24 protein-coding genes and 1 riboswitch are annotated in these 25,279 nt (G+C 34.3%); of the genes, 8 read left to right on the top strand and 16 right to left on the bottom strand.

From position 1 onward, the window contains the following. The first annotated feature begins 154 nt into the window (after nucleotides 1–154). Both C2I06_RS06425 and C2I06_RS06420 read left to right on the top strand, forming a co-directional pair. Nucleotides 155–1,021 carry a permease gene (locus tag C2I06_RS06425; protein ID WP_095328846.1) on the top strand — a complete coding sequence of 289 codons (867 nt, stop codon included), beginning with the start codon at nucleotides 155–157 and terminating at the stop codon, nucleotides 1,019–1,021. Between the two features lie 15 nt (nucleotides 1,022–1,036). Continuing rightward, nucleotides 1,037–1,879 (top strand): TIGR03943 family putative permease subunit, encoded by an 843-nt coding sequence (locus C2I06_RS06420; protein ID WP_095328845.1) that lies wholly within the window; start codon nucleotides 1,037–1,039, stop codon nucleotides 1,877–1,879. 48 nt (nucleotides 1,880–1,927) lie between these two features. Here the strand turns inward: C2I06_RS06420 and C2I06_RS06415 are convergent, their stop codons facing one another. Next, the gene (locus tag C2I06_RS06415; protein WP_095328844.1) at nucleotides 1,928–2,449 is read right to left on the bottom strand and encodes a GNAT family N-acetyltransferase; all 522 of its coding nucleotides are present in this window, start codon (nucleotides 2,447–2,449) and stop codon (nucleotides 1,928–1,930) included. Nucleotides 2,450–2,640: 191 nt separating this feature from the next. Here C2I06_RS06415 and C2I06_RS06410 point away from each other — a divergent pair, with 191 nt between their 5' ends. The 3 genes from C2I06_RS06410 to C2I06_RS06400 all read left to right on the top strand — a co-directional run bounded on the left by C2I06_RS06410 (nucleotide 2,641) and on the right by C2I06_RS06400 (nucleotide 5,332). Further along, nucleotides 2,641–2,859, top strand: coding sequence for a hypothetical protein (locus C2I06_RS06410; RefSeq protein ID WP_095328843.1), 219 nt, complete (start codon nucleotides 2,641–2,643; stop codon nucleotides 2,857–2,859). A gap of 130 nt (nucleotides 2,860–2,989) precedes the next feature. Then, the gene (locus C2I06_RS06405; protein ID WP_095328842.1) at nucleotides 2,990–3,940 is read left to right on the top strand and encodes an L-lactate dehydrogenase; all 951 of its coding nucleotides are present in this window, start codon (nucleotides 2,990–2,992) and stop codon (nucleotides 3,938–3,940) included. A gap of 123 nt (nucleotides 3,941–4,063) precedes the next feature. Next, nucleotides 4,064–5,332 (top strand): glycoside hydrolase domain-containing protein, encoded by a 1,269-nt coding sequence (locus C2I06_RS06400; protein WP_123257708.1) that lies wholly within the window; start codon nucleotides 4,064–4,066, stop codon nucleotides 5,330–5,332. 254 nt (nucleotides 5,333–5,586) lie between these two features. On the opposite strand, the gene C2I06_RS24915 is transcribed toward C2I06_RS06400, so the two are convergent. From C2I06_RS24915 to C2I06_RS06380, 4 genes are all read right to left on the bottom strand, one after another. Beyond that, the gene (locus tag C2I06_RS24915; protein WP_164463634.1) at nucleotides 5,587–5,727 is read right to left on the bottom strand and encodes a hypothetical protein; all 141 of its coding nucleotides are present in this window, start codon (nucleotides 5,725–5,727) and stop codon (nucleotides 5,587–5,589) included. Nucleotides 5,728–5,874: 147 nt separating this feature from the next. After that, nucleotides 5,875–6,426: a hypothetical protein gene (locus tag C2I06_RS06390; protein ID WP_123257706.1), complete on the bottom strand. Its 552-nt coding sequence runs from the start codon at nucleotides 6,424–6,426 to the stop codon at nucleotides 5,875–5,877. After that, nucleotides 6,423–6,797, bottom strand: a complete 375-nt coding sequence (locus tag C2I06_RS06385; RefSeq protein ID WP_047940673.1) for a hypothetical protein — start codon at nucleotides 6,795–6,797, stop codon at nucleotides 6,423–6,425. Before C2I06_RS06385 ends, C2I06_RS06390 begins: the two co-directional genes overlap by 4 nt. A gap of 275 nt (nucleotides 6,798–7,072) precedes the next feature. Further along, the gene (locus C2I06_RS06380; RefSeq protein ID WP_123257705.1) at nucleotides 7,073–8,329 is read right to left on the bottom strand and encodes a sensor domain-containing protein; all 1,257 of its coding nucleotides are present in this window, start codon (nucleotides 8,327–8,329) and stop codon (nucleotides 7,073–7,075) included. Between the two features lie 241 nt (nucleotides 8,330–8,570). Here C2I06_RS06380 and C2I06_RS06375 point away from each other — a divergent pair, with 241 nt between their 5' ends. Further along, nucleotides 8,571–9,194, top strand: a complete 624-nt coding sequence (locus C2I06_RS06375; protein ID WP_095328837.1) for a LysE family translocator — start codon at nucleotides 8,571–8,573, stop codon at nucleotides 9,192–9,194. A gap of 171 nt (nucleotides 9,195–9,365) precedes the next feature. Here C2I06_RS06375 and C2I06_RS06370 read toward each other — a convergent pair whose 3' ends face one another. The 6 genes from C2I06_RS06370 to C2I06_RS06345 form a co-directional block, all read right to left on the bottom strand. Then, on the bottom strand, nucleotides 9,366–10,091 hold the full coding sequence (locus C2I06_RS06370) for an MBL fold metallo-hydrolase (protein WP_123257704.1): 726 nt from the start codon (nucleotides 10,089–10,091) through the stop codon (nucleotides 9,366–9,368). Nucleotides 10,092–10,335: 244 nt separating this feature from the next. Next, on the bottom strand, nucleotides 10,336–12,213 hold the full coding sequence (htpG, locus tag C2I06_RS06365) for a molecular chaperone HtpG (RefSeq protein WP_123259124.1): 1,878 nt from the start codon (nucleotides 12,211–12,213) through the stop codon (nucleotides 10,336–10,338). A gap of 294 nt (nucleotides 12,214–12,507) precedes the next feature. After that, on the bottom strand, nucleotides 12,508–14,136 hold the full coding sequence (locus C2I06_RS06360) for a catalase (protein ID WP_123259123.1): 1,629 nt from the start codon (nucleotides 14,134–14,136) through the stop codon (nucleotides 12,508–12,510). A 562-nt stretch (nucleotides 14,137–14,698) separates the two neighbouring features. Then, nucleotides 14,699–15,112 (bottom strand): GNAT family N-acetyltransferase, encoded by a 414-nt coding sequence (locus C2I06_RS06355; RefSeq protein WP_095328834.1) that lies wholly within the window; start codon nucleotides 15,110–15,112, stop codon nucleotides 14,699–14,701. Between the two features lie 119 nt (nucleotides 15,113–15,231). Beyond that, a complete protein-coding gene (locus tag C2I06_RS06350; protein WP_123257703.1) occupies nucleotides 15,232–15,987 on the bottom strand; it encodes a DUF1048 domain-containing protein in 756 nt (251 codons plus the stop codon). Beyond that, nucleotides 15,988–16,320 carry a PadR family transcriptional regulator gene (locus tag C2I06_RS06345; RefSeq protein WP_095328832.1) on the bottom strand — a complete coding sequence of 111 codons (333 nt, stop codon included), beginning with the start codon at nucleotides 16,318–16,320 and terminating at the stop codon, nucleotides 15,988–15,990. Between the two features lie 203 nt (nucleotides 16,321–16,523). Between C2I06_RS06345 and C2I06_RS06340 the strand changes: the two genes are divergently transcribed. After that, nucleotides 16,524–17,027 (top strand): hypothetical protein, encoded by a 504-nt coding sequence (locus tag C2I06_RS06340; RefSeq protein WP_095328831.1) that lies wholly within the window; start codon nucleotides 16,524–16,526, stop codon nucleotides 17,025–17,027. Nucleotides 17,028–17,087: 60 nt separating this feature from the next. On the opposite strand, the gene C2I06_RS06335 is transcribed toward C2I06_RS06340, so the two are convergent. The 3 genes from C2I06_RS06335 to map all read right to left on the bottom strand — a co-directional run bounded on the left by C2I06_RS06335 (nucleotide 17,088) and on the right by map (nucleotide 20,592). Then, nucleotides 17,088–18,488 (bottom strand): amino acid permease, encoded by a 1,401-nt coding sequence (locus C2I06_RS06335; RefSeq protein ID WP_095328830.1) that lies wholly within the window; start codon nucleotides 18,486–18,488, stop codon nucleotides 17,088–17,090. A gap of 155 nt (nucleotides 18,489–18,643) precedes the next feature. Beyond that, a riboswitch (Lysine riboswitch) is annotated at nucleotides 18,644–18,822 on the bottom strand. A 264-nt stretch (nucleotides 18,823–19,086) separates the two neighbouring features. Beyond that, on the bottom strand, nucleotides 19,087–19,503 hold the full coding sequence (locus tag C2I06_RS06330) for a hypothetical protein (RefSeq protein WP_095328829.1): 417 nt from the start codon (nucleotides 19,501–19,503) through the stop codon (nucleotides 19,087–19,089). 345 nt (nucleotides 19,504–19,848) lie between these two features. Beyond that, complete coding sequence (map, locus tag C2I06_RS06325; RefSeq protein WP_095328828.1) at nucleotides 19,849–20,592, bottom strand: type I methionyl aminopeptidase; 744 nt, start codon at nucleotides 20,590–20,592, stop codon at nucleotides 19,849–19,851. Between the two features lie 300 nt (nucleotides 20,593–20,892). Between map and C2I06_RS06320 the strand changes: the two genes are divergently transcribed. Continuing rightward, nucleotides 20,893–21,534: a LysE family transporter gene (locus tag C2I06_RS06320; protein ID WP_095328827.1), complete on the top strand. Its 642-nt coding sequence runs from the start codon at nucleotides 20,893–20,895 to the stop codon at nucleotides 21,532–21,534. Nucleotides 21,535–21,576: 42 nt separating this feature from the next. Here C2I06_RS06320 and C2I06_RS06315 read toward each other — a convergent pair whose 3' ends face one another. After that, nucleotides 21,577–23,025 carry an alpha-amylase gene (locus tag C2I06_RS06315; protein WP_095328826.1) on the bottom strand — a complete coding sequence of 483 codons (1,449 nt, stop codon included), beginning with the start codon at nucleotides 23,023–23,025 and terminating at the stop codon, nucleotides 21,577–21,579. A 169-nt stretch (nucleotides 23,026–23,194) separates the two neighbouring features. Next, the gene (locus C2I06_RS06310) at nucleotides 23,195–25,177 is read right to left on the bottom strand and encodes a methyl-accepting chemotaxis protein (RefSeq protein ID WP_095328825.1); all 1,983 of its coding nucleotides are present in this window, start codon (nucleotides 25,175–25,177) and stop codon (nucleotides 23,195–23,197) included. Nucleotides 25,178–25,279 lie beyond the last annotated feature (102 nt).

Below are 25,279 nucleotides of genomic sequence, written 5' to 3'. Positions count from 1 at the left end.
TGCTTTCCTACTATTTAATGTAAAGGTTCGTGTATTCGTTTGCAATACATAATTATCATTTGTTGTGATTCTCTTTTATTTTCATCTGATTTTAATAAATCTTCTTTATAATGATGACTTTCTGATTTTTACCAAAAAAGTAGGTGTTTAAAAAATGAATATGGAAACCTTATTACAATTAAATACGATTTTTATCAGTATTATCATTGAGGCATTGCCCTTTATTCTAATTGGGGTTCTTATTTCGGGAATAATCGAAATTTTTGTCTCAGAGGAACTTATTGCAAAAATGATGCCGAAAAATCCAATACTGGCCATTTTATTTGCTTCTTTAGTTGGAAGCATTATCCCAGCATGCGAATGTGGAATTATTCCTATTACAAGGCGGTTAATTTTAAAAGGAGTACCGGTTCCTGCCAGTATTGCCTTTATGCTTACCGGACCGATTATTAATCCAGTAGTTATGTTCTCGACATATGTTGCTTTCGGGAATAGCTGGAGAATGGTAATTCTTCGTTCTGTATTGGCGCTTGTTTGTTCCATTCTTGTTGGACTTGCTCTGCATAAATCAGTAAAGCAATCTCCGTTGAAAAGTCATGTGATTGAACATGTGCACTTTCATTCTTTTAAAGACCGAATCGAAGCAATGTTCAAACATTCGATCGATGAATTTTTCTCTGTTGGAAAATACTTAGTTATCGGCTCGTTTATTGCTGCAGCAGTACAAACTTTAGTCAAGACTTCCACCCTAGTCTCAATAGGAACCGGACAGGCTTCCTCTCATCTTGTGATGATGGGACTTGCGTACATACTAAGTCTTTGTTCCCAAGCAGATGCTTTTGTTGCAGCGAGCTTTAGAAACAGCTTCTCTGAAGGTTCTATTCTTGCTTTCCTAGTGTTTGGTCCTATGTTGGATATCAAAAATACATTGATGATGCTAAGCACTTTTAAAGCCAAGTTTGTCATTCTATTAACAGGCCTTATTACAGTTTGCGTGTTTCTCGTAACAATTTTTCTATAAAGAGGTGAAAAAAACATGTTTCGAATATTTGTATTAATAGGCTTTACTTATTTATTTCTACATTTACATGCAACTGGCGATATTTCAAAATATATTAATATGAAATATGCTTATATTTCAGAGTCTGCTATCTATATATTTGTTCTCTTTACAATTATATGTGTCTATAACTATGTAAAAAAAGATAAACATACACATGATGAATCGTGTAATCATTGTGGACATGATCATGCTCATGAAGAAAATAGTTGGTGGAAACGTGGATTAACGATTATAACCTTGCTTATTCCTATTCTTACTGGTTTAATCCTTCCAGTGGCTACTCTTGATTCGAATATTGTGGAGAAAAAAGGACTCTACTTCCCTGCATATGATGAAGGAGATGAATATAGTCAGCATCAATTCCTGCAGCCGAATACGAGTAGCTATTATGGCAAAGAAGGCTATGCAGAAGTGATGGATAAAGGCTTAGATAAAATAAAGAATCTCCCTGAAATTAAATTAGGGGAAGATAATTTTTTAAATGATTTGGAAACAATTTATAATTACCCAGGACAATTTATGGATAGAAAAATTACATTGACAGGCTTTACTTACAAGGAAGAGGATTTAACCAATAATCAGCTGTTCCTCCTGCGTTTTGGTATTATCCATTGTATTGCAGATGCGGGTGTTTTTGGAATGCTTCTTGATATTCCGGATGAATTGAAAAGAGAGAATGACCAATGGCTTCAAGTAACAGGTAAGCTTGAAACAGTGTACTATCAACCATTTAAGAAAACCATTCCGATTCTTAAAGTTACAGATTGGAAGTCCATTAATCAGCCAGATGATCCTTATGTATATAGACAGTATTAAAAAAAAGGAGAGAATGTTTGCATATATGCAGCATTTCTCTCCTTTTTTTCATATATATTTTTCCATGCGAATATCATCCCACATTCTATCTTGATAATAAGTGAAGAATTTATTTTTGCCGATTTCTTGGTATCCAAGCTTTTTATATAATTTATATGCGTTTTTATTAAATTCAAATACGCCTAATTCAATCCTGTTAAATCCTTGTTTTTTGATCTGCTCTTCTAAGTAGATTAATGATGTTGAGCCGATCCCTTTTCCTCTTGCAACTTCTTCGCCGATTGTAATAGCGATCCAGGCGGTCCCCTGTTCTTTTTTATATAAATGGACGGGATCAATCGTATAATTCATTTCTCCAACAAGTATATCATCTAAATAAATAGCATACATATGGTAATTGGTTAAACGTTTTGTTATATCCTCTATTGTGACAAGTACGCGGTTTTCTGCATCCTCTTTATCTCTGCAAGGATGAATGAATGGGATAAGTCTTGGATCATTTTCCCACTTATTTAAACAAGAAACTAATTGATCAGTTGGATTATCTATTTTTTTAAAGGAAATGTTCATATATGGTTCCCTCACCTTTGTTTATTCTTTTCTTATTATAAGCGAAGATCAAGTAAGTTTGTTTGAAAATATTTTTAAATGAATGGAAGTTTGTCTTTCCAATGCCTAGCATGTTTATCGTTCTAAATTATTTCCTTTATCCATATTAATTTTAATATCCGAAAAAACTTCCTTTAAAGGAGCGATAATGAATGATTACTGTCCATTATTTTGAAAATAGTACCAATGTATTAACCCAATTACGGCAAGACATACCGAATATTGATGAACCAGTAAAAATAAAGGGACGAAAAGGCAAGATCCTTTCCGTGAATCAACTAAAAGAAGAAGTATATCAAGTAAATGTGGAATTTGAAAAGGTGGTAAAAAAAGCCGTACTTGCAACAGATAATAAAAAAAGAAAGCGTTAGATATTGTAAAGGAGATATCATATGCATGATGTCTTCTTTTTTATGATTTCAGTCCACTTTGTATAAAATACATAATTCACAAGTGATAGACAAACGCTATTTAATAAATGGTTTAAAAGGAGAGTAGAAAATGTTAAGTAATAAAGTTAGTCGTGTAGCATTAATCGGCACTGGGTTTGTTGGATCTAGCTATGCATTTGCTTTAATGAATCAAGGAATTGTCGATGAACTATTATTAATTGATCTAAATAAGAACAAAGCATTTGGCGATGTAATGGATTTGAATCACGGCAAGGTATTTGCCCCTAATCCAATCAGTATTAAATATGGGGAATATAAAGACTGTGCTGAAATGGATTTAGTTGTCATATGTGCAGGAGCCAATCAAAAACCAGGAGAAACACGTCTTGATTTAGTGGAAAAAAATTTAAAAATCTTTAAATCCATTGTCGAACAAGTAATGGCAAGTGGATTTAATGGAATATTTTTAGTTGCCACAAACCCAGTAGATATTTTAACCTATGCTACTTGGCGCTATAGTGGTTTACCGAAAAATCAAGTCATTGGCTCTGGTACGATATTAGATACCGCAAGATTTCGCTATTTACTAGGAGATTATTTTAAAGTTGCCCCAACTAGTGTACATGCCTATATTATTGGTGAACATGGGGATAGTGAACTACCTGCCTACAGCTCGGCAGATGTTGCTGGTATCCCGGTTTATAAGTTAATGAAAAGAGCTGCTCATTATAAAATGGAAGATTTAGATAATATTTTTGTGAATGTACGGGATGCGGCATACAAAATCATTGAAGGAAAAGGGGCAACCTATTACGGAATTGCGATGGGACTTGTACGGATAACAAAAGCAATCTTAAGTAATGAAAATAGTGTATTAACGGTTTCTGCCTATTTGGATGGTCAATATGGGGAAAAGGATGTCTATATAGGTGTTCCTGCTGTTATAAATAGAGAGGGAATACGAGAAGTTGTTGAGTTGGAATTAGCTTCAGATGAACAAGAAAAATTTCATCAAAGCGCTGCTGTTTTAAAAGATATTCTCAAACCGCACTTTAGCTAATAATCTAATTCCTCTGTTAGCTGTAGCTGCAATGATAAGATATTCTCTCCAAAAATAGCCCACACCCAAATTCCCTAATTTACATACTTTATAAAGTAAGTAAATTAGGAAAGGTGTGACAGAATGGATTGGAAGAAATACCTTCTTATAGCAGCTGCTACTTTCTTGATTCTTTTTTCTGGAATTGTTACTGTTTTGCTTTTTCAAGCAAATAAAGTGGAAGCGGACAAAGAAAAAGGCAATTCAGTTAATTCCGAAAGTAATGTCACAACGGAAAGCGGTCAAGGCAATGTTAATATTTCTGTAACAAACAATATACAAAATATAGTGAGTGGCGAATCTAAAGCAACAATAGAAAATAAGGTGAAAAATGATTTAGAAGATAAAGAAGCAACAATTGATAATAGTATTGAAAATAAGACAGAAAACGAAGCATCTGTTACTATTAATAATGCTATTGAAAACTTGTTAAAAGGACAGGTAAATGGTACGACCAATAATAATATTACGAATAATATTCTCTCTAGTAATAAAGCAGAGCTAGCGAATAATATATTGAATGATTTAGATTTAAATGTGGACGTTAATGTCTCCAATGAAGTTAATACAAATGGGAAGAAAGAATCTTCCAATAATGATAATGGAGATACAAACGACAACGGAAATAATAAAGAAGATAATGGTAAGGAGGAAAACGACGGGAAAGAAACAAACGGAAATGAGGAAAACAAGGAAAAAACATCCTATTTATGGGGAATTGATTCTGCAAGTGAAACAACACAGGATTTTCTTGCTTGTGTAAGAGATAACTTTGGAAATCCTAAAGTGATTGCACGCTATCTAGGAACAAATGAAGGTGTTTCTCATGGCTTGACGGCAGATCAAGTCGATTTAATTCATTCCAATGAAGCGGATATCTTACTAATATATAATGGGTTTACAGACGCAACAGGGTATGATAATGGTGTAAGTGAAGCGAAGAAGGCAATTGAGTTGGCTAAGGAGCTTGGAGCCCCAGATGGTGTAGCCATTTTTGCGGATATAGAACCCAATTATCCTGTGGATGCCGCCTTTATAGAAGGTTGGTATGCCGAAGTTAGTAAATCTATCTATAAGCCTGCTATTTATGGTATTTTTGATAAAGATGAAGCGTTAACTGTTTCCTTTAATGAAGCTGTAAAAAACAAAGAGGAAATAAAAGATAATACATTTCTATGGTCTGCCTCTCCTAATATTGGGATAACTACAGAAGAAGATGCTCCCAAATTTAAAGTGGATGCACCGGAAGAGTCGCTTGCCTATGGCTGGCAATATGGTATTAATGATCAGACATGTAATATAGATACTAATCTATTCGACAGCAAACTGACAAATGTATTATGGAAACAATAAAAAATGGACATCTTACTAACGAATAATTCGAAAAGTAAGATGTCCATTTTTTAAATCTAGAAATGAAAATCACCGATGCCGCGTTATAGGAACTTATAAGCGTCTGCCTCTCCATCCGCCATTGATTTCCAGTCGAAATCGCATGAAGTCAGAGATCAGTCTGGCTGTCTTCCCTTCTTGAGTTCGTTCTCTAGATTTTGATTGGACACAATGGAGTAATTTTTCGTCACAATAGCGACAAGAACCATATGTCTCTACACATTGATCATGCCTTCGACAACAGGAGTCAACATAATTGATCGGTGCACCAGGGCCACTGCAGCCGGGTCCGCAATATCGATATCCGCCAGGCAAGCATAGTTTAATCGGATTTCTTTTCCTTCTTTTTTTGGCATTTTCTGATTCTCCCTTCTGTATAGATTATGATGCTTGTATGAAATAGCTTGGGGAATCAATCTAAAAAGGAAAACTTCCATATGAAAAATTGTTTCATAAAAAATAAAAGCTTGTCCAAAGGAAAACTTCGGACAAGCTTTTATAAGTTAACTTCTTTTTTTGAAGATAGTGGAAATAATTTCGTCGGTTGACATATCGCTTTTAATTTTAAACGATCCTAGTTTTAAGTATTCTGCTACGCCTTTTTTATCTACTTTTTGCGAGAATTCTAAGGCACTTTCTTTAATGATTTTTTCATCATGTAAAATGCTTCCTACATCATAACTAGTCATACCACTTGAAACTTTAACAGTAACTGTTTTAACTTCCTCTTTTTTCTTATCTTCTTCTTTTTTGTCTTTGTCATCTTTCTTTTCTTCAGAAGTATTAGATTTAGATGCTTGTTTCTTCACATCATCTTCTTTTTTCTTTGCTTCATCAGAAGTTTGAACGACATAGCCACTGCTTGTTAAGATATCTTTCATTTCTTCAACAGTTGGCGTATTTGCTGCATCACTTGCTACTTTATCTACTTTTTGGACATTATTGTTTGTTTTAGCATTCGCTGTATCATCCTTCGTAGAAAAATAGACAATGCCACTAACAGAAGTCGCTAAAAGAACCCCCGCTGCGAAGCTGGTAATTATTGATGGCTTCATTGTAAAACACTTCTCCTTTCCTCTTTTCCAGTTAAGTAAGGAGCTAACATTTCTTCTACTTCAGCTTGAGTAAGCTTTTTTTGAGCTGCAATTGTTTCAACTGAATACTTACGTCTATGCAAGTCAAGCACTTCTCGTAAAACCATTCGGTCTTTAGAAGCTAGCTGAACGCCTGTTTGTTTTTCTAATATTTCTATGTCCAACTCAAGATGGCGTATTTGTTTTTGCAACTGTGCTATTTCTTCCATCACAGAAAGGTGAATTACATCTATTTCACGTTGCTCTGATTTTGACGTTTGTTTTGCTTTAATTACGGAAGTAATGAGCAAAATGGCTGCTGCAATAAACAATATGGCTAGTGTCCATTCCATTTTAAAGATCCTCCCTCTTTCAGAATCTACTTTCCTAAGTACCTATTATACATTCTTTTTCATTATTTTTCGATGATATTCTACAAAATCCTTCAATAGTTAGATAAGTTGGGATAATTATGCAACTTTTATTATATGAAAATAGTTGCAAACAGCCCTTCTGCCAATTGAATTTTCCAAGAATCATCGAAAGTATTTAAAGATAGATTTTAATAGCGGGTCCTTGTACCTATGAACAAAAAGACCCAAAGACATTTGCCTTTGAATCAAATTTTTTATTGTTTAGTTATTTGATATCCGTTTTTCCCTGATTTTTTCATATGATACATAATTTTATCAGCATTTTGCATTAATGTTTCGATATCTTTCCCATGATATGGATAGATACTGATACCGATACTGCAAGATATAGAATAAAGTTTATTGTCCATTCGAAGAGGATGATTAAAGATAGCAAGTATTCTCTTGGCGTAATTTTCTAATTCATGTTCTGTATTCATATCCTTAATGAGAAGAATAAATTCATCTCCACCCAAACGACATAAAAAATCTGTTTCTCTGATTGATCCTTTCATCCTAGCTGCAATCAGCTTCAATGCTCGATCACCGTATTTGTGTCCTAATGAATCATTTATTTGTTTAAAGTCATCAATGTCTATAAACAGTAAAGCAAATGAATGGCTTTCATTCTGGACTTCTATTAATTCAGTCATGGTTTTATATAAATAGCGTCTATTAGGCAGTTCTGTTAATGTATCGTATAGTGCTTGGCGTTTAATAATTGCTTCATATGCCTTTCTTTCTGATATATCTCTTGCAATGGTGGAAAGAAAATGAACATTTTGATAGGTAGCTTTATGACTGACAATAGTTTGCGATACAGGAACTTGTTTCCCGAGTGCGTTGCATAGGACATTTTCTCCTTGCCATATACTTTTTTCGTTTGAAATGCCGTTTTCATTTAATTCAACAAATTTATTTGTCCAAAGTTGTGCATTCACAGATTGCAAGTCTTCCGTACTTTCAGAAATGCCAAGAAAGAATCGAGCAGAAGGATTTAAATAAGTGGTATTTCCTTTACTGTCTGCCGTCGCTATAAAATCTGGAGAAGCCTCAATTATATCTAGTAATTGTTGCTGACGCTCTTGATTTTTCTTCCATAAGGTAATATCTCGATTGATTCCTCTATATCCGATTGCTTTGTTTTGACTATTTATTATAGGCTTCGCATTTGTTTCGATCAATACATCATAGCCATTTCGGTGTATCATGGTGAAGTCCATATTATGGAGAATTTTGCTATGTTCCTTAGCGGTTGAAAATATTGTTTTTAATGTTGGAATTTCATCTGCTTTAATATAAGAAAACAGAGATTGCCCAAGTATTTCAGCAGATGAATAACCTAATATGTCTTCAACGATTGAATTGGAATACGTAAATTGCCAATGTTCGTTTAATTGCCATATCCAGTCACTTACATGTTCAACAACCATGCGAAAAAAATCAAGAGATGGCGTATCATTTTCATTCATAGTTATGTCTCCTACTAAAAAATAATTATAGGCAAATAGGTATTTTCTTTTTTAATATTATATCATTGTCAGTCTATTATTAAAAGATGTCCTCTCTTTCAATAGAAGTACTTACTATTCGATTTTGCTTTTGCAAAATATAGACAATCCAATTATGAATGGAAAAAGTTTTCTAAAAATGTGGTACATGCTCTCCTTATTGAATACGTTAATTATAGACGTTTATATTAGGAGGATCTTTATGGACAGTATTTTATATTATATTGCCTTGGGTTTATCATTAGCAGCCCCGATAGGGCCAGTAAATGCGGCGGTTATAAACAGAGGACTTAGGTATGGATTTCACCATGCTTGGGTTCTGTCGCTAGGTTCTCTCTTAGGTGATGTATTCTTTATCATTCTCGTATACTTTGGCGTGGCAAAATTGGCTAATATCCCAATTGTTCAAACCTTTCTTTGGTTGTTCGGTGCATTTGTCCTCATCTACACAGGAATAGAAGGAGTCATGACTAAAACTAGCACTATATCAAGTAGGGGTAAAGACAATAATTCTATGCTTCGGTCATTTGTTACAGGATTGCTGATGAGTATTATGAATCCGTTATCGATTATCTTCTGGTTAGGAATATATGGATCTATTTTAGCCTCTACTATACATAATTTTAGTACAAGCACGGTACTTCTATATACGGGATGCATGTTATTTGGCGTAGCAATCTGGGATATTACCGTATCGGTGCTGTCCAGTTTTTTCCGAAATGTCGTATCTGAACAGCTAATCACTTTTGTTAGTAGAATTTCTGGCCTGATTCTTGTTTTGTTTGGAGGTTATTTTGGGATTCGCGGAATTCAGTTCTTTTTATAATGTCGGCTGTTTCTTTTATTCTCCAGTAGAATCCCTTTTCCTTGTCTACATGGAGAAGCAAAACCTTTGTGGTTTAAATAATAGACTAAGTGAAAGGGAAAGTGACTATTAGAAATATCTCCTAAAAGTATGTAAAGCATTTTTAGGATTATTTCTAATAGTGCACTATTTTTAAAGAGTTTTCGTTTGAACCAAACCTTCTAATTGCTCTTGGATATTTTCTGTAACCATTCCTCCATGAAAGCAAACGACTTGTTTAATTGGATAAGCTAAAAACTTTTTGAGGGATTGAATCGCTAGCTTCATATTTGGTGTATGTACTGGATTTGGGTGCTGCAAGCGACCATTGGCAGCTATTAAGGCATCTCCAGCAATTAAAGTACCAGATCTTTTATGAAACAGGCTAATATGTCCTGGTGTATGGCCAGGTGTATGAATTATCTCTATACCTCCATCTATGTCTAATAGTTGATTATTCTGTAGAGAAGCAGTAACTTTTGCTTTAGGTGGATGGAGATAAATAAATTTTAATGAATCAGGAAGTGATTTCCATTCTTTTTCGTTAAAATTATCAGGATTTGCTTTTAATAAAGGTATATCCCCTTCTATAAAAGGTATATCTCCTTCATGTGCGTAAATCGTTAAATGCTGCGTACATGCGGTTAATATTTCTGGTAAGCTACCTATATGATCAATGTCTTGGTGTGTTAACAAAATTCCCGTTAAGTCCTCCAAGGATTTATTTGCTTTGGCCATCGCTAAATTTATATCTTCCATATACCCCGGCATTCCTGTATCTATTAATAAGGTTTGTTTTTCATCCCATATAAGGGTTGGGTGAATGACAAAGGAATTTTTTTCAATCGTCAAGATCTCTATTCCTTTTAATTCTGCCATAATATTGTTCCCCATCTCTGATAGTTTTTTTTATAAGTATAGCGTTTTCGTTTTAATTAGTAAAACATAAATTTATAAGAATAGGGATGATGTATAGTTTGAAATAGGGGCAGATGTTTTCTCCCCCATTTTCTTCTTAAAATAAAGATAACTCGAACAATTATCCGAAAATTCTCTTAGGATCTCCGTATAATCGTTCGAGTTTATATTGGTTGGAAAACTTAGTCCCAGCCAATTTCTTTTCTTATTTCATTAATTTACAAATATTATTCGTAAATTCGACAGGATCTTCAATAGACAAACCTTCAATCAATAGGGCTTGATTATATAAAAGGTTTGTATAAAGAGCCACTTTGTCTTTGTCTTTTTCATAAGCCTCTTTTAATGATTGGAAAATTTCATGATTTTTATTAATTTCTAACACTTTGTCTGCTTTGATATTTTGATTGTCTGGCATCATACTTAACACTTTTTCCATTTCAATCGAAACTTCCCCTTCTGCCGTTAAACATACAGGATGTGATTTTAAGCGGGTAGACACTTTTACGTTTTTGACTTTGCCAGAGAGAATCTCCTTCATGTAATCAAACAACGCTTTGTTCTCTTCTGTTACTTCTTTTTCCTCTTTTTCTTCCTCTTGATCAAGGCCTAAATCTCCGCTTGATACGGATTTAAATTCCTTCTCTTTATATGTTGCAATCATTTTTATTGCAAATTCATCAATATCATCTGTTAAATAAAGAATTTCATAGCCCTTATCTGCTACTAATTCTGTTTGTGGAAGTTTTTCGATACGATCAATCGAGTCACCAGCTGCATAATAAATGAATTTTTGATCCTTTGGCATTCTCTCTACATATTCGTCTAATGATACTAGTTTTTTCTCTTTAGATGAATAGAATAAGAGAAGATCCTGTAACATTTCTTTATTCATCCCGAAATCATTGTAGACACCGAATTTGATTTGTCTTCCAAAGGATTCATAGAAGGATTCATACTTTTCTCTTTCATCCTTTAAAAGGCTGAGGAGCTGGCTCTTAATTTTCTTTGTTAAGTTCTTTTCAATCCGTTTTAATTGACGATCATGCTGCAGCATTTCTCTTGAAATGTTAAGGGATAAATCTTCAGAATCAACCATCCCTTTGACAAAACTAAAGTAGTCTGGCAGCAAGTCTGCGCATTTTTCCATAATTAAGACACCATTTGAATAGAGCTCTAGTCCTTTTTCATACTCTTTAGAATAATAATCAAACGGTGTTTTTTCAGGAATGTAAAGTATTGCATTATAACGAATTGCTCCATCTACGCTAACATGAATATGCTTCAATGGCTTATCATAGCCATAACGTTTTTCTTCATAGAAATTTTGATAGTCTTCTTCTGTTAACTCGTTTTTATTCTTTTTCCAAATGGGAACCATACTGTTAATGACTTGTTCTTCGCTAACTTCTTCATACTCATTTTCTGTGCCTTCTTTTAGCTTACTTGTCGTTACATCCATTTTAATTGGGTAACGGATAAAGTCAGAGTATTTTTTAATAATCGATTTTAAACGATAATCTTCTAAAAATTCATCATACTGCTCTTCTTCTGCATTTTCTTTAATTGTAAGGATGATATCAGTACCGATTGTTGATTTCTCCGTTTCTTCAATGGTATAACCATCAGCACCTTTTGACATCCATTTATAAGCTGTATCACTGTTCAGTGATTTAGTAATAACGGTTACTTCATCTGCCACCATAAACGCTGCATAGAAACCTACACCGAATTGCCCAATAATATCATGGCCATCCTTCGCTTCATTTTCCATTTTGAAAGCAAGGGAACCACTTTTAGCAATTGTACCTAAATTTGCTTCTAATTCTTCCTTTGTCATTCCAATACCAGTATCAGAAATGGTTAACGTACGGTTTTCTTTATTAGCAGTAATTTTAATAAAATAATTATCCTTTTCAAAATTAATAGAGTCATCTGTTAAAGCTTTATAATAAATTTTATCAATTGCATCACTAGCATTTGAAATTAACTCACGTAAGAATACTTCCCGCTGCGAATAGATGGAGTTGATCATCATTTCTAATAAACGTTTCGATTCGGCTTTAAATTCTTTCGTTTCGATCAATTTTCATACACCCTTTCTTCATTGTCTTATGTAATAATATTAGCACTTAAATGTGATGAGTGCTAATCTATTAATTAAATATCATATTTCATAAGGGATGTCAATAATTGTTATATAAAGGAAAGGAATGCACGGAATTGTCGTTAGCACAAAAAAATTCCCCGCTAAAGTCACGGTGAATGGATGGTTAATAGGTCTAATAATCCTAAAAAGGAGACACAACTTTAAATGTGTCTCCCATTAATATTATGAACTTTTAGTAGCTGTTTTTTCTATCTACCATTCCACTTATTAATAAGGATCAGCTTCATGGCTTTTCTTCACGGCATCTTTTGTAGCTTCATTGGCATCTATTGTTCCTTGCCCATATTTTGATTGACCTGCTTCACGCCCTGGAACATTTTCTTTGGCCATTTCTTTCATCTCTTTCATTTTCGTTTCGATGCCCTCTTTTACACGGCGGCCATAATCTTCATCTGCTTGTGTAAAGTGTTCAATCATTGCATTTTGAATTTTTTCATCACAGATTGCCAGTGCTTCCGATAGGTTTTTTATTAATTCTTCGCGCTCCCAATCTTCAAAGCTTCTGTATGTGTGACCAGCTTGTCCATAGTTATTAGGTCGGTCTATTGGTGCACTCATCGCCGCAGCATTATAGGTCGGCTGATGAGGCACCCGCTCTTCTTTCCCTGCCTCCTTAAAACCACCAAGCATAGATGGTTCATAGTTGATATGTGGGTTGTCCCCAGATTCTTTCGGATCACGTACATCCATTTGCCCACGATGTTGATTTGTGCGCACAGGTGCTTTTGGAGCGTTTACTGGTACTTTCAGATAATTTGCACCAACACGATAGCGTTGAGTATCAGAGTAAGAGAAGGTGCGCCCTTGTAACATCTTATCGTCAGAAAAATCCATTCCATCTACAAGTACACCAGTACCGAAAGCGGCTTGCTCAATTTCGGTATGAAAATCGACCGGATTACGATCGAGGACCATACGCCCAACTGGCAACCATGGGAATTTATCTTCTGGCCAAAGCTTCGTATCATCAAGAGGATCAAAATCTAGTTCTGGATGATAATCATCCTCCATGATTTGCACGTAAAGCTCCCATTCAGGATAATCCCCACGCTCGATTGCTTCATATAAATCTTGTGTAGCGTGGCCAACGTTCTTGGCTTGAATAGATTCTGCTTCCTCTTGCGTCAAATTGCGAATGCCTTGTTTTGGTTCCCAATGGTATTTTACTAATACTGCTTCACCTTGTTCATTTACCCATTTATAAGTGTTCACCCCAGAACCCTGCATATGACGATATGTAGCTGGAATTCCCCATGGTGAGAAAAGGAAGGTTATCATATGTGTAGCCTCAGGAGTGCGGGAAACAAAATCAAACATACGTTGTGGGTTTGGTACGTTTGAAACTGGATCTGCTTTAAAGGCATGTATCATATCTGGAAACTTCATGGCATCACGAATAAAGAATATCTTAAGGTTATTTCCAACCAAATCCCAGTTTCCGTCTTCGGTATACATTTTTACAGCAAATCCACGTGGATCGCGTGCTGTTTCAGGTGAATCCTTCGCCCCAGCAACAGTAGAAAAACGAACCATCAATGGTGTCTTCTTCCCTGCTCCGGAAAACACTTTTGCACGAGTATACTTTTCAACCGGTTCATTTCCTACTTTTCCGTAAGTTTCAAAATACCCAAATGCTCCAGACCCACGTGCATGTACGACACGCTCTGGTACTTCTTCCCGATCAAAATGGGAGATCTTTTCAATAAAATGGTAATTTTCGAGTGTGGCAGGACCGCGGTTCCCAATAGTACGGATGTTTTGATTATCTAATACAGGATGTCCTTGTCGCGTTGTTAACGTTTCGCGATCTTGATCTTGTCCCTTATTATTATTCATATCTTTTTTCTCTGTCAAATAAATAACCTCCTAGTAATTAGTCATTATTAGTTGTATCCAATAAATGTTAATTCATGCTGTTGGAAGTAAAGGATGGAGTAAAACCATTTAAATATTGGGGTTACGGTATTTTTTTTACTCTCATTCTCAAAGAACTTGCATAATACTAATAAAAGGAATGAAATAGTAAATGGATTACATACCTTTTCTTTATTTACTTTTACCCATTAAATTCTTGGTTAACCTATTTCTATACATGCAAATTCTGGTATAAAATGAAACAGATTTTTAAAGCAGTTAATAGAAAAAAGTTAAAAAAACTATGTAACATATTAAAAGCAACAATGAAAGTAAATTAGATCAATAGTAATAAAGGCTCTTCGATTTGCTGGTTATTAATCGAGTAGATGACCTAATCTATTGGTTCAGACTTTTCCTAGATGTTAAATAGTCATTTCCTTCTTCTTTACACTCCTCCTCTTTAAGTACGTAAATAGTGTTACCAGAATAAGGATGGATATGCACAAGAAAAAATAAAAAAACCACATACAAAATGCAGTTTTTAAAGATGGAGAGACATGCCAGGAGCATCTTGTTCTCTTTCTATGAATCCTAATTTTTTATAAAAGGGATGTTTTCCTTTGGCTGAAAATAATTGAATGGATTGAATACCTGATTGCTGGCATTTAGATACGAGCTTTTCAATTATTTGCTTTCCTAATCCTTTGCCCTGCTCATCAGGATGAACCATTACGTCGCAAATTAATGCTTGATATACTCCATCTGATATCATGCGACCAAAGGCGATAAGTTTTTGATCATTATAAATAGAAACAGAGTACCAGCTGTTTTTTGCTGCTTTATACAATTGTTCCCGGGTATAGTTTCCTTTTTTATTTTTTAATAAACCGCTGTCCTCATGTAATCGGGCAAACTTTATGAATGGTGGGAGCTCTTCTGTTATAATGTAATCCATGCTTCTTTTCCCCTTTAATCTTCGAATTCTTATAATTATATTTATACATTATTATGAATTAATATTCAATTATTTTTTACAAAAAAGCATATCTTTTTCAGATATGCTTTAAGAGGTTATTAAGTAGATTTTTGCGCCTTTTTTCCTTGCCAAATTATCCAGATAAAATACCCGAACAAGAATACAAAGAAAATAATGGATGATGTTATAGTCTTCATTTCTTCTGACATAGGTAAAGGTTTTACTAGAAGGTTTGGAAGATAGAGAATAACAGGGAAAAAGACAACCCATGATTTACTCCACCAAGCAAACCAGCATAAATAAACAAAAGGAATAAGAAAGAATAGTAGTTGTTTAGTTACCGTATCAATCATATATACTGGTCCATAATTATTCCCGTAGAACATTAACACAATAAACATTCCTATAATTAATAATTGTAAGGGGAATATTATGGCAAATGCTTTTTTATTAGAGACATTTCTTGATGAAATGAAACGGAATATGACAACGTACATACCAAGCATGACAACACTAATCAATAGAGAACCTAATCCAACTAATAAAGATATTTGATTTTCGCCTAAAATAACTTTTCCAATTAAGGTATAGGCAATCAAACTAATAAATACATGTGGTAATAGTTTCCCCCATTCGATTAAATCTGTCTGCATTTCTTTTGCTAAACTTTCCATATATGCTTTTGGGGAATCTCCCGTTATTTCTGATATATTCTTTCCATTTGCTTCTGCTTCTTGTAAATGATCGGTCAATTCTTCGACAATCTCTTTGATTTCTTTTTCCTTTTTTCCTGTTGTTAATAAATATAGATATAAATTTTCCACAAAAGCTTCTGCTTCTTTCGATAATTTCACTTACTTCTCCTCCCTTATATCTTTTAATAACCAATGTACACTTGTTGCCAGTTCTGTCCACGTATCAGCAAATTCATCTAGGACTTTAGTTCCTTTATCCGCAAGAGAATAATATTTGCGCTTTGGACCAGATGGAGATGCTTTTGTTTCTACTGTAACAAGCTCTTCCTTTTTCATTCGTAAAAGTACAGGATAAATACTTCCTTCACTAATCATGGTAAATCCATAAGCTTCTAATTTTTCAATCATTTCATAACCATAAATCTCTCCTTTGGATATAATTGCAAGTAAACATCCTTCCAAAACTCCCTTTAACATCTGACTTTTTGACATGGACATATATCCTTTCTATTCAGACTATATTGTATAGCAAGATAGACGCTATATTGTATAGCAACATTCTATCTTTAAACTTATCTTACCATATGGTATTTTGCATTGCAAGATACTTGTAGAAAATTAGGCTCATCTTTTTCCAATTAGCTTTCATAGTGGACTTCCACTCCCTCATACAGTAAGGAGAAGGAGGTGGAGTAGTGAAAAAAGTTATTAAAATCTTGTTTTTACCCTTTCTGTTTTTAATTACAGCTTGTTCAACGGATCCAGTTCGAGAGGATTTACTTGAATATGTAAATGAAGATATGAAAACAGCGTTTGAATTAGAAGTAAAGGCTGTTTCTGCATACGATTCTGTTTCGGGTATTAATTATACGGATGATTGGACCATGTATGATACAATCCAAACTACGGTTATACCCAATTATAATGAATTTATTAAAGAGTTGAATTCAGTACAAGTGGAAACAGAGGAATTAAGAGAAATTCATGAAATATATATTGAAGGTGCTGACACACAATACAATGCATTTGTGAAAATACTTACAGCGCTAGAAACACAGGATATCGCGCTAATAGAAGAGGCAAATGCTATGCTGGAGGAAGCTCGTAAACTGATTCGACAATATATGAATGAATTAGATAAACTTGCGAAAGAGCATGAAGTGGAATGGGATGATAATACAGTGAGTGAATCACTTTAATCCGTTATAAGAAAAAATCCGAGAGGTAAAAACAAAGTTTTTACCTCTCGGACAATTGTGTTATTCGGGTTTAGTTCCTTTATTCAATTGGTTATAGAAAAAAATTCCACTTAATAGTAAAAGTACTCCGAAGCTAAATGTTTTAATATCTGCAGTTCCTGCAATAATTACCCATATAGAATATATCGTTGCAATGATACCAATAACAAAGTCTACTCTTCTCGATTTCATGGAAGTATACGTTTCTCCTGACATAACTAATTTTAATTGGAAAATAGACGAAATTAAATAAGGAACAAGATAGCTTAATGTCGCAATATAAATGATAAAGTCAAATGCCTGCGAAATACTCTTTGAAACGGTGGAGAAAATAAACAATTGCCCTAAAATATTGGTCACGACTAAAGAAAAGGTTGGAATACCCTTTTTATTTTCCTTTAAGAAAGCAGGAATAAAAATTCCTTGTTTAGCAGCAGCATAAGGTACTTCTGCGCTTAACATAATCCATCCGATCGTAGAGCCAAATAAGCTGATTAACCCGATAGCTGCTAGTACTTTACCGGCAATTGGTCCCAGTACAGTTTCGATCGCATCGATTAAAGGTTTCTGCGAAGCAATTAGTTCATTTTGGGAAAGAATTCCCATAACAAGTGTGCTTATACCAATATAGATTGCTAATGCAATTAATAGTCCAATAATGGTTGCTTTTTTAACATCTGACTGTTTTTTTGCGCGAGAGGCAAAAACGACGGCCGACTCTACCCCGATAAATGCCCATAATGTGGTGATAGCTGCACTGTTGATTTGTCCGAACAGACCAACCGAATGACCTGATGCATTTACTTTAGGTTCAGCAAATGGAAGGATATTGCTTGTTTCAAATGCAAATAAAGCAATAATAATAAATAGCATAAAACCGATTACTTTTGCTGAAGTAGCGAGTATATTTAATTTTCCTGCATTCTCTAGACCGTTTAAAATGATCCAATGGGTTCCCCATAATAAAATGGTACAAACAAGAAAGGTTAACGCATTTCCCACGTAAAGGGTAAAAGAGCCAATATTTATTAATGCTGCTTCACTTGTTAGAATAGGGAAAAAAGTGGATAAATAGCCTGCAAAAGTAGTGATAATGGCAACATTACCCGCTAAATTTCCAATCCAATATCCCCATGTTGACATAAAACCAGATAAAGTAGATTTTTTGGACCCTCGTTTAAATAACTCTTTCGCATAAATTTGTGGACCACCTGTTAATTTTGGTTTGCGTATAGCTAAATTTCCAAATACTAAGGCTGTAACTAACACACCAAATCCGGTTAATAACCATGCAAGAATAACCCCAGCTGGACTTGCGACTTCCGCTAATGAGCGTGGCAGCATAAATATTCCCGAGCCAACCATATTTCCAACGACTAAGGATATTAATATCCCCAATCCTAATTTTCCTTTTGTGTTCATATTTGTCTCCTTTATGATGTATTTTGCTCATGCTAGGACATAGGAGATTTACTTGAAGCCTTATATCTGTATACAATCAATTGTATTTTTATTATTTCTAAGGCATAAAAAAAACACACCTTTAAATGGTGTGAAACGCTAAAACACCATCAGATAAACAGGATAGTTCATCATAGTAAGATCCTATGACAGTTCTGCACCTATTCGTATGCAGACCCAGCTACTATTATCAGAGAATAATAGTGCTTCGGCGATATTTCCTTTCAAAAGCAATCAATAAGCTCTCTGGCTTTCCCTCTTTTTACTAATAAAAATCGCGACCTCTACCTCATCTCGAGCTGATAAGGATTTTGTTATGAAATTACATGTACTAGGTTACGGGATCTGACCATCAATGTCAATGGATATATAAATAGAGGGAAATGTCGCTAAATTCACAATTATAGATTCTTTTATCGTTTATTCGTTTTAAGAACTTTCTAAAAAGCACTGTCAATTGCTTTATTATGTTTTTCCCAATTTTAAATTTTTCTAAACAAATAAGCTCTGCTTTAAAACAGAGCTTAAGTTTACTGTGAAATCGATGGAGTTCAATTGTTTAATGAATCGTGAAAGTATCCTCATATGTCTCTCCCTCTTTCTGCCATTTTACAGCCATTTTATAAATATGCCCTCTTTTCGGACTATTTCCTAAATAAAATTCTGTAGCAAAAGGATGCAGAGTAGTGACTGACCCATCTATGTCTGTTCCTTCCACAAAGGAATCAGTTTGTGCTAATATCTCATCGTTGTCTGTAAATGTTAATTCTTTTACTTCCACTTTTTGTTTATCTAATTGTTTTAATTTACCCTGCCAGCCTGTAGGCTCACTTAGATCTAAATTTTTCTTATAGGTATACTTCCACATGCCATTGTCTGACTTACCAGAAATGGACAGAGTTGAAGCATATGCATAGAAACTTGAAAAAATAACTATAAATAAGACTAAGCCGGTGATTAGAAACTTCTTCTTCAAAAAAATTCTCTCCTTTTCAAGCGGTAAAGCAATTCTCTACTTTGAATTTAGCACCTCACTACTCCTAATTCGAACTATTAATTTACAAATATTTGTCTGCGTGAACACATAAATACATTGTATCACCAGTTTTTCATAAATGAACATAGAATAGGGATATCTTACAATCTCAAATTGAACTTTTTCAGTGTCTTCCCTGTAGCAAAGTAGTCATCCTTGTCCTTGTCATAGTGAACAGTTGTCGCAAAAAGGAATAAAAAAAGACCATAGGCGAAGACCTTGAATTGTAAGGTGTTTGTCTATGGTCTGGTACTTTATTTTGGTACAGAGCTTGCATCTTTATATTTATAAAGTTGTTATAATTGGTTTATCTTTTGTAATAATTACAGTGTGCTCATACTGGGCAACATAGCTTTTATCTTTAGTAGTAAATGTCCAGCCATCATTTCCTTCATCTACTTCCTCTGAACCGGTTGATATAAATGGTTCAAAAGCGATTACCATTCCATCTCGAAGCAGTTCTGTATCCCATGAATCAAAATAATTTAGAATATGATCTGGTTTCTCGTGAAGAGATGTTCCAATTCCATGTCCTGTCAGGTTTTTAATTACCGTAAATCCGTTCTTTTTTGCTGTGTTGTATACAAACTTTCCAATACGATTCTTCTTCGCTCCTGGTTTGAAGCATTTAAGCCCTTCCTCAAAAGCTTCTTGTGCTACTTCACAGAGTTTAATAAGCTTAGGATCGCCATTTCCTACTACAATCGATTTTCCAGTATCAGCGAAATATCCATTTTTGCTTGCAGAAACGTCAATATTAACTAAATCTCCTTCTTGAATGACACGATCTCCTGGGATTCCGTGAGCGACCTCTTCATTTACAGATATACAAGTATATCCTGGGAAATCGTACATTTCTTGAGGGGCAGAAACCGCACCATGTTCGGCAAATAACTTTCCAGCCAGATTATCTAATTCTTTTGTCGTCACTCCCGGTACTGTATTTTTTATTAATTCCTCTCTGATAATGCTTACGATTTTCCCGATTTCTTTTAAACCGTTAATGTCTTGTTCACTTTTTACTATCATGTAAATTCTCCTTGTTTATATCAGTTCTCGAATCTTTTTCGCGTATACTATTATATGCTAAATAAAGCACTAAGTAAAAGAAATTCCATTATTATCGCCAAATAAAAAAGAAGAACAGAGAGATGGCTTATTCTTTTTTAACGTTCTCAATTATGTTGGTTTAAATATTTAGTGAAGTTATTTTGCTAATAAAGCGTTGTTATCCATTGGTTATAAATAAGTTTTCATTTTTCTAATTAAAATCACATATCATCTATTTTTTTTACATAGCATGTACAAGAAAGGATGTGGGAGAAACGAATGTTCAGTATGACCATCTTACTTAGCTATATCTTATTAGGATTAACATTAGCTGCTCCGATTGGTCCAGTAAATTCCGCTAGAATTGATAAAGGAATTAAAAATGGCTTTTGGCATGCTTGGATTGTTGGTTTTGGATCCATGCTTGCAGATGGTATTTTTATGATAATGGTATACATAGGAATGGTTCATTTTCTTGAAATAGAAATCATTCAAATATTTCTTTGGCTATTTGGGGGCTTTATTTTGATTTATACGGGGATGGAAAGTATTGTAGGTGCCCAGCATCTTAAATTGGATTCCCTTCGAGGAAAAGATTCTTTGTTTAAATGTTTTTTAACAGGTTTTATCATGTCTATAACAAGTCCATTATCCATTTTATTTTGGTTAGGCATATATGGCTCGATATTAGCAAAAACGGCCCAAGAAAATGGGACTAGTTCTTTATTGATATATAGCAGTATGATTTTTCTTGGTCTTACTTTATGGGATTTGATTGTAGCTGCTTTAACAAACGGCTTTAGACGTTTTCTTACACTTAGAACTTTAAGAGGCATTTCCATTATTTCTGGTGCTTCCTTAGTTATATTTGGCGTGTACTTTGGTTATCAAGGAATGATGAAATTATTCTTTTCCTCATAAAAAGTGTGGGGATGTTGTTTTTCGCAATATCCCCACACTTTTTTAATCAGCTAATCCCCATACGGAAACACTCTTCGCATTAACAGGAAATTCGCCGTATCCATCTTCATCAATTGTCACGCGATCTTTTCTTGTATTTGTAAAATCGATCCATTCTTCACCACTTCGTGATTCACCAACAAACATTTTTTTGTTTCCATCATCCTTATTGGATATAACAACAGCACATCCGGATTTTTCCATTTCAGCTTCTCCATGGCGAACCCAACCAATTATATTTGGATTATCAAAATAGTCATCCTGTTTGCCGTAAGCCTTTTTCTTGCGAACATATAATAAGGGGTCGATGGCTGCCTTTTTTCCATCTATTGGCTCGTCCCCGCTAATTCCAAAATAATCTCCATAAAATATGGTTGGGTAGCCGTCTTTTCGAAGTAAAATAAGGCTGTAGGCAATTTGCTTAAACCAATCTTCTACCCATGATTCTAATGATTCATTTGGCTGTGTATCATGATTATCAACAAATGTTACACAATTAAGAGGATTTTCTTTTACTAACGTTCCCTCGAAAATTGTTGTTAAATCAAAGTTACTTCCTTCCATGGAGGCAGTATGCAATTTATAGTGTAGTGGGACATCAAATAAATCGATTTTGTAATCCATTTGCTCTAAAAATTCCTGACATTCTTGCAGATCAGCTTTCCAAAATTCACCTACGAAATAAAAATCGTCTTTTTCTTTCAGCAAGGAAGTGGCGAATTTTTTTATAAAATCGTGGTTTATATGTTTAATGGCATCTAATCGATAGCCATCACAATTTAGTGTTTCGTAAAGCCATTTTCCCCATGAAATCATTTCATTTTGGACTAGCTCATTATTATAGTCAATGTTTGCAAACATTAAATAGTCATAATTTCCAAATTCATCATCGACGTTTGAATTCCACATTTTATTATCGCCTACAATGCGGAATACCCCTTCTTTTTTTGTCTTATTATCATAATCGGTTCCGTTAAAATGCTGGAAGTTCCACTTAAAGGATGAATAAGTATCTCCTCTTCCTGGAAAAGTGAATTTTGTCCATGCTTCGATATCATGTGGTTCTGATATCTCTTCTTCTCTATTTTCAGGATTTACTTCAATTGCTTTAAATGTTTCTTTCTCATCTGCTGCTGCTTTGTGATTCATTACCACATCCACATAGACTTGAATTCCGACATTATGACATGCCTCAATAGCTTCCAGTAATTCCTTTTTCGTTCCATATTTTGTACGAATACTGCCCTTTTGATCAAATTCCCCTAAATCATATACATCGTAAACGCCATATCCATTGTCTTCATTGGAGGCAGCTTTCGTCACAGGTGGAATCCAAATGGAATCAATACCAGCTTCCTTTAATTCTCCAGCTTTTTCTTTCAATCGGTTCCAATGTTGACCATCGGCGTCTAAATGCCATTCGAAAAATTGCATCAATGTCTGATTTTCCATCTATCATTTCTCCTACTCCATATAATTTGTAGCTTTTCTCACAATAAAAATTATTGAGAAGCTTTCATATGAAGTAATACTACCCAAAAATACTATATTTCAAGCCTACTTGAAATATAGTATTTAAAGAAGTAATTTTATTTAATGGATAGGAAGACATTTCTTATTATTAATAATGAAATTGACTGATTAGATTTTTTAAATGATCAGCTGTTTCAGCAAGTGTAATGGCAGAAGCAGATACTTCCTCAAAGGATGCGAGCTGCTCTTCAGAAGCTGCTGAAATTTCTTCTGATAATTCAGCATTTTGTTTGCTAAATAAAAGTAATGTATCAAAGGTTTCAGAAAGCAATTTAATGTGTTGATACACCTCTTCAGAAGAGATAGTTACTCGATTAATAATCGGCGTCGTTTCATTCATACTAGTGGAAATAGAGTGAAATGCTGATTTGACCGAAGACATAATGGATAGTCCCCCATCTACTTGCTGATGAACACTTTTCATTCGATCTACTGTTGAATGTGTATCCGTTTGAATCCCTTTTATTAGGTGCTCAATTTCTGTGGCAGAGTGTTGCGTAGTTTCCGCTAATGTTCTAATCTCCTCTGCTACTACCGAAAAACCTTTTCCGCTTTCCCCTGCTCTTGCTGCTTCTATTGCAGCATTAAGAGCCAATAAATTCGTTTGGTTTGCAATGGAACTTATCAATTGAATAATTGATTCCACTTCTTTTGAACGCTTATTCAGATCATCAATTTGTTTATCAGACTTATTGACTGATTCCACAATTAGCTGCATTTGTTCTTCTGCTTGATAGATGGCGCGTTCTCCTTCTTTCGCTTTTTCAACTGTCATTGTGCTTAAATTGGACATGGACAACGAGTTTTCTCTAATAAATCCCGTTCTCTCGGTGATCTCTTTCAGCTTAGTAGAATTTGCTTCTATCTGTTGTTTTTGATAATCAGCTTTAGATGCTATTTCTTGGGTAACAGACACTAAATCTTCAACAACCTTCGTTGATGAAGTAGAGCTGATGGTAAGATTCTCACTAGAGGCAGCAACTTGGCTGATACTTTTTTCCATATAGATAATAATGTGCCTTAAACTATCTTGCATTTTCTGAAAGGAAGAAGTTAAATGACCAATTTCGTCTTTCCTTTTAACAATTAGTTTTTGTGTTAAATCACCTTTCCCAACTAGTCCTGCTTTTTCTTTTAATTGATTTAGTGGCTTAAGGATAGATTGGGTATTGAAATAAATAAGAATGGAACCAATGAAAACAAAAAGAATGATGGCCCAAAATGATGCTTTTAAGATTGGAGATGAAGCCTCTGATACTTCTTTTGCATACATGGACCCTGCTATTTTCCAGCCTGTAAGCTTATTGGTGAGATAAGTAAGTTTTTTTTCTTTGTTATCCAAACTATATGTAAAAGTCCCGTATTCTTTCCTATTCATCTGCTCGATATAGTTTTCTGTACCGATTTCTCCAATTTTTTCACTAGGATGTGCCATATAAGCATTATTTTCATCAATAAGGAAAGCATATCCTTTTTTACCTATTGTGACATTGCTCACAATAGATTGTATGGCACTAAGTTTAATCTTTAAACCAATTACTTTATCGCTATCTTTGGTGCTTCCAGCAATCGTAACAACCATTTCATTTGTACTTGCAGATATGTATGGATCAGAAATATAAATTTCTTCAGGGTTCTCTTCTGCTTTAATAAACCATTCACTTGCGGTTGGATCGTAATTATCTGCCATTTGCCTATCTGGCTTTTGTATATATTGTCCTTGCTTTGTAGCATAAAATATGCTGTCAATGTCATCATAAAAATAATAATAGTCTTCTAGTGTAGCAAGTATTTGCTCGTTTGATACAGGTTTACTTTCTTCTCCCCAATCTTTTCGAAGTTTATCCACTTGCTTTATTTTAGTGGATAATTCGCTGTTGATATTTTCGTCTAACCGTTTAACTTGCTGGGAAGCATTGTCCATTATTTCTTCCTCTAGCTGATTTTTGGAATTGAAGTAGGAAAAGCTCCCAATAAAGATAGTTGGAATAAATAATAGAACAAAAAAGCTTGCATAAAGTTTCTTTTTAATCGTCATGCTGTAATGAAATCGCTTTAGTATTTTTCTCATTTTGATTAATAGCTCCTTTACGATTGAGAATAGGACCTATTTATTATAAATGAATCTTTTTCTTCTATATCGAAAGAAGGATAAATGTCATAAAAATGCCTT

The organism is Niallia circulans (assembly GCF_003726095.1).
Classification (GTDB): Bacteria; Bacillota; Bacilli; order Bacillales; family Cytobacillaceae; genus Niallia; species Niallia circulans_A.
The sequence above is the reverse complement of the archived record's forward strand: the minus strand, read 5'-3'. Positions and strand labels throughout refer to the sequence as shown.

Excerpts from the sequence above, each read along its gene's own strand:
- C2I06_RS06315 (WP_095328826.1), bottom strand. The coding sequence starts at position 23,025 with ATGGAAAATCAGACATTGATGCAATTTTTCGAATGGCATTTAGACGCC.
- C2I06_RS06385 (WP_047940673.1), bottom strand. The coding sequence starts at position 6,797 with ATGGAATGGACACTAGCCATATTGTTTATTGCAGCAGCCATTTTGCTC.
- C2I06_RS06410 (WP_095328843.1), top strand. The coding sequence starts at position 2,641 with ATGATTACTGTCCATTATTTTGAAAATAGTACCAATGTATTAACCCAA.
- C2I06_RS06420 (WP_095328845.1), top strand. The coding sequence starts at position 1,037 with ATGTTTCGAATATTTGTATTAATAGGCTTTACTTATTTATTTCTACAT.
- C2I06_RS06380 (WP_123257705.1), bottom strand. The coding sequence starts at position 8,329 with ATGAATGAAAATGATACGCCATCTCTTGATTTTTTTCGCATGGTTGTT.
- C2I06_RS06310 (WP_095328825.1), bottom strand. The coding sequence starts at position 25,177 with ATGAGAAAAATACTAAAGCGATTTCATTACAGCATGACGATTAAAAAG.
- C2I06_RS06335 (WP_095328830.1), bottom strand. The coding sequence starts at position 18,488 with ATGAACACAAAAGGAAAATTAGGATTGGGGATATTAATATCCTTAGTC.
- C2I06_RS06355 (WP_095328834.1), bottom strand. The coding sequence starts at position 15,112 with ATGGATTACATTATAACAGAAGAGCTCCCACCATTCATAAAGTTTGCC.
- C2I06_RS06390 (WP_123257706.1), bottom strand. The coding sequence starts at position 6,426 with ATGAAGCCATCAATAATTACCAGCTTCGCAGCGGGGGTTCTTTTAGCG.
- C2I06_RS06405 (WP_095328842.1), top strand. The coding sequence starts at position 2,990 with ATGTTAAGTAATAAAGTTAGTCGTGTAGCATTAATCGGCACTGGGTTT.
- C2I06_RS06415 (WP_095328844.1), bottom strand. The coding sequence starts at position 2,449 with ATGAACATTTCCTTTAAAAAAATAGATAATCCAACTGATCAATTAGTT.
- C2I06_RS06360 (WP_123259123.1), bottom strand. The coding sequence starts at position 14,136 with ATGAATAATAATAAGGGACAAGATCAAGATCGCGAAACGTTAACAACG.
- C2I06_RS06400 (WP_123257708.1), top strand. The coding sequence starts at position 4,064 with ATGGATTGGAAGAAATACCTTCTTATAGCAGCTGCTACTTTCTTGATT.
- C2I06_RS06375 (WP_095328837.1), top strand. The coding sequence starts at position 8,571 with ATGGACAGTATTTTATATTATATTGCCTTGGGTTTATCATTAGCAGCC.
- map (WP_095328828.1), bottom strand. The coding sequence starts at position 20,592 with ATGATAGTAAAAAGTGAACAAGACATTAACGGTTTAAAAGAAATCGGG.
- C2I06_RS06345 (WP_095328832.1), bottom strand. The coding sequence starts at position 16,320 with ATGTCAAAAAGTCAGATGTTAAAGGGAGTTTTGGAAGGATGTTTACTT.
- C2I06_RS06425 (WP_095328846.1), top strand. The coding sequence starts at position 155 with ATGAATATGGAAACCTTATTACAATTAAATACGATTTTTATCAGTATT.
- C2I06_RS06320 (WP_095328827.1), top strand. The coding sequence starts at position 20,893 with ATGTTCAGTATGACCATCTTACTTAGCTATATCTTATTAGGATTAACA.
- C2I06_RS06370 (WP_123257704.1), bottom strand. The coding sequence starts at position 10,091 with ATGGCAGAATTAAAAGGAATAGAGATCTTGACGATTGAAAAAAATTCC.
- C2I06_RS24915 (WP_164463634.1), bottom strand. The coding sequence starts at position 5,727 with ATGCCAAAAAAAGAAGGAAAAGAAATCCGATTAAACTATGCTTGCCTG.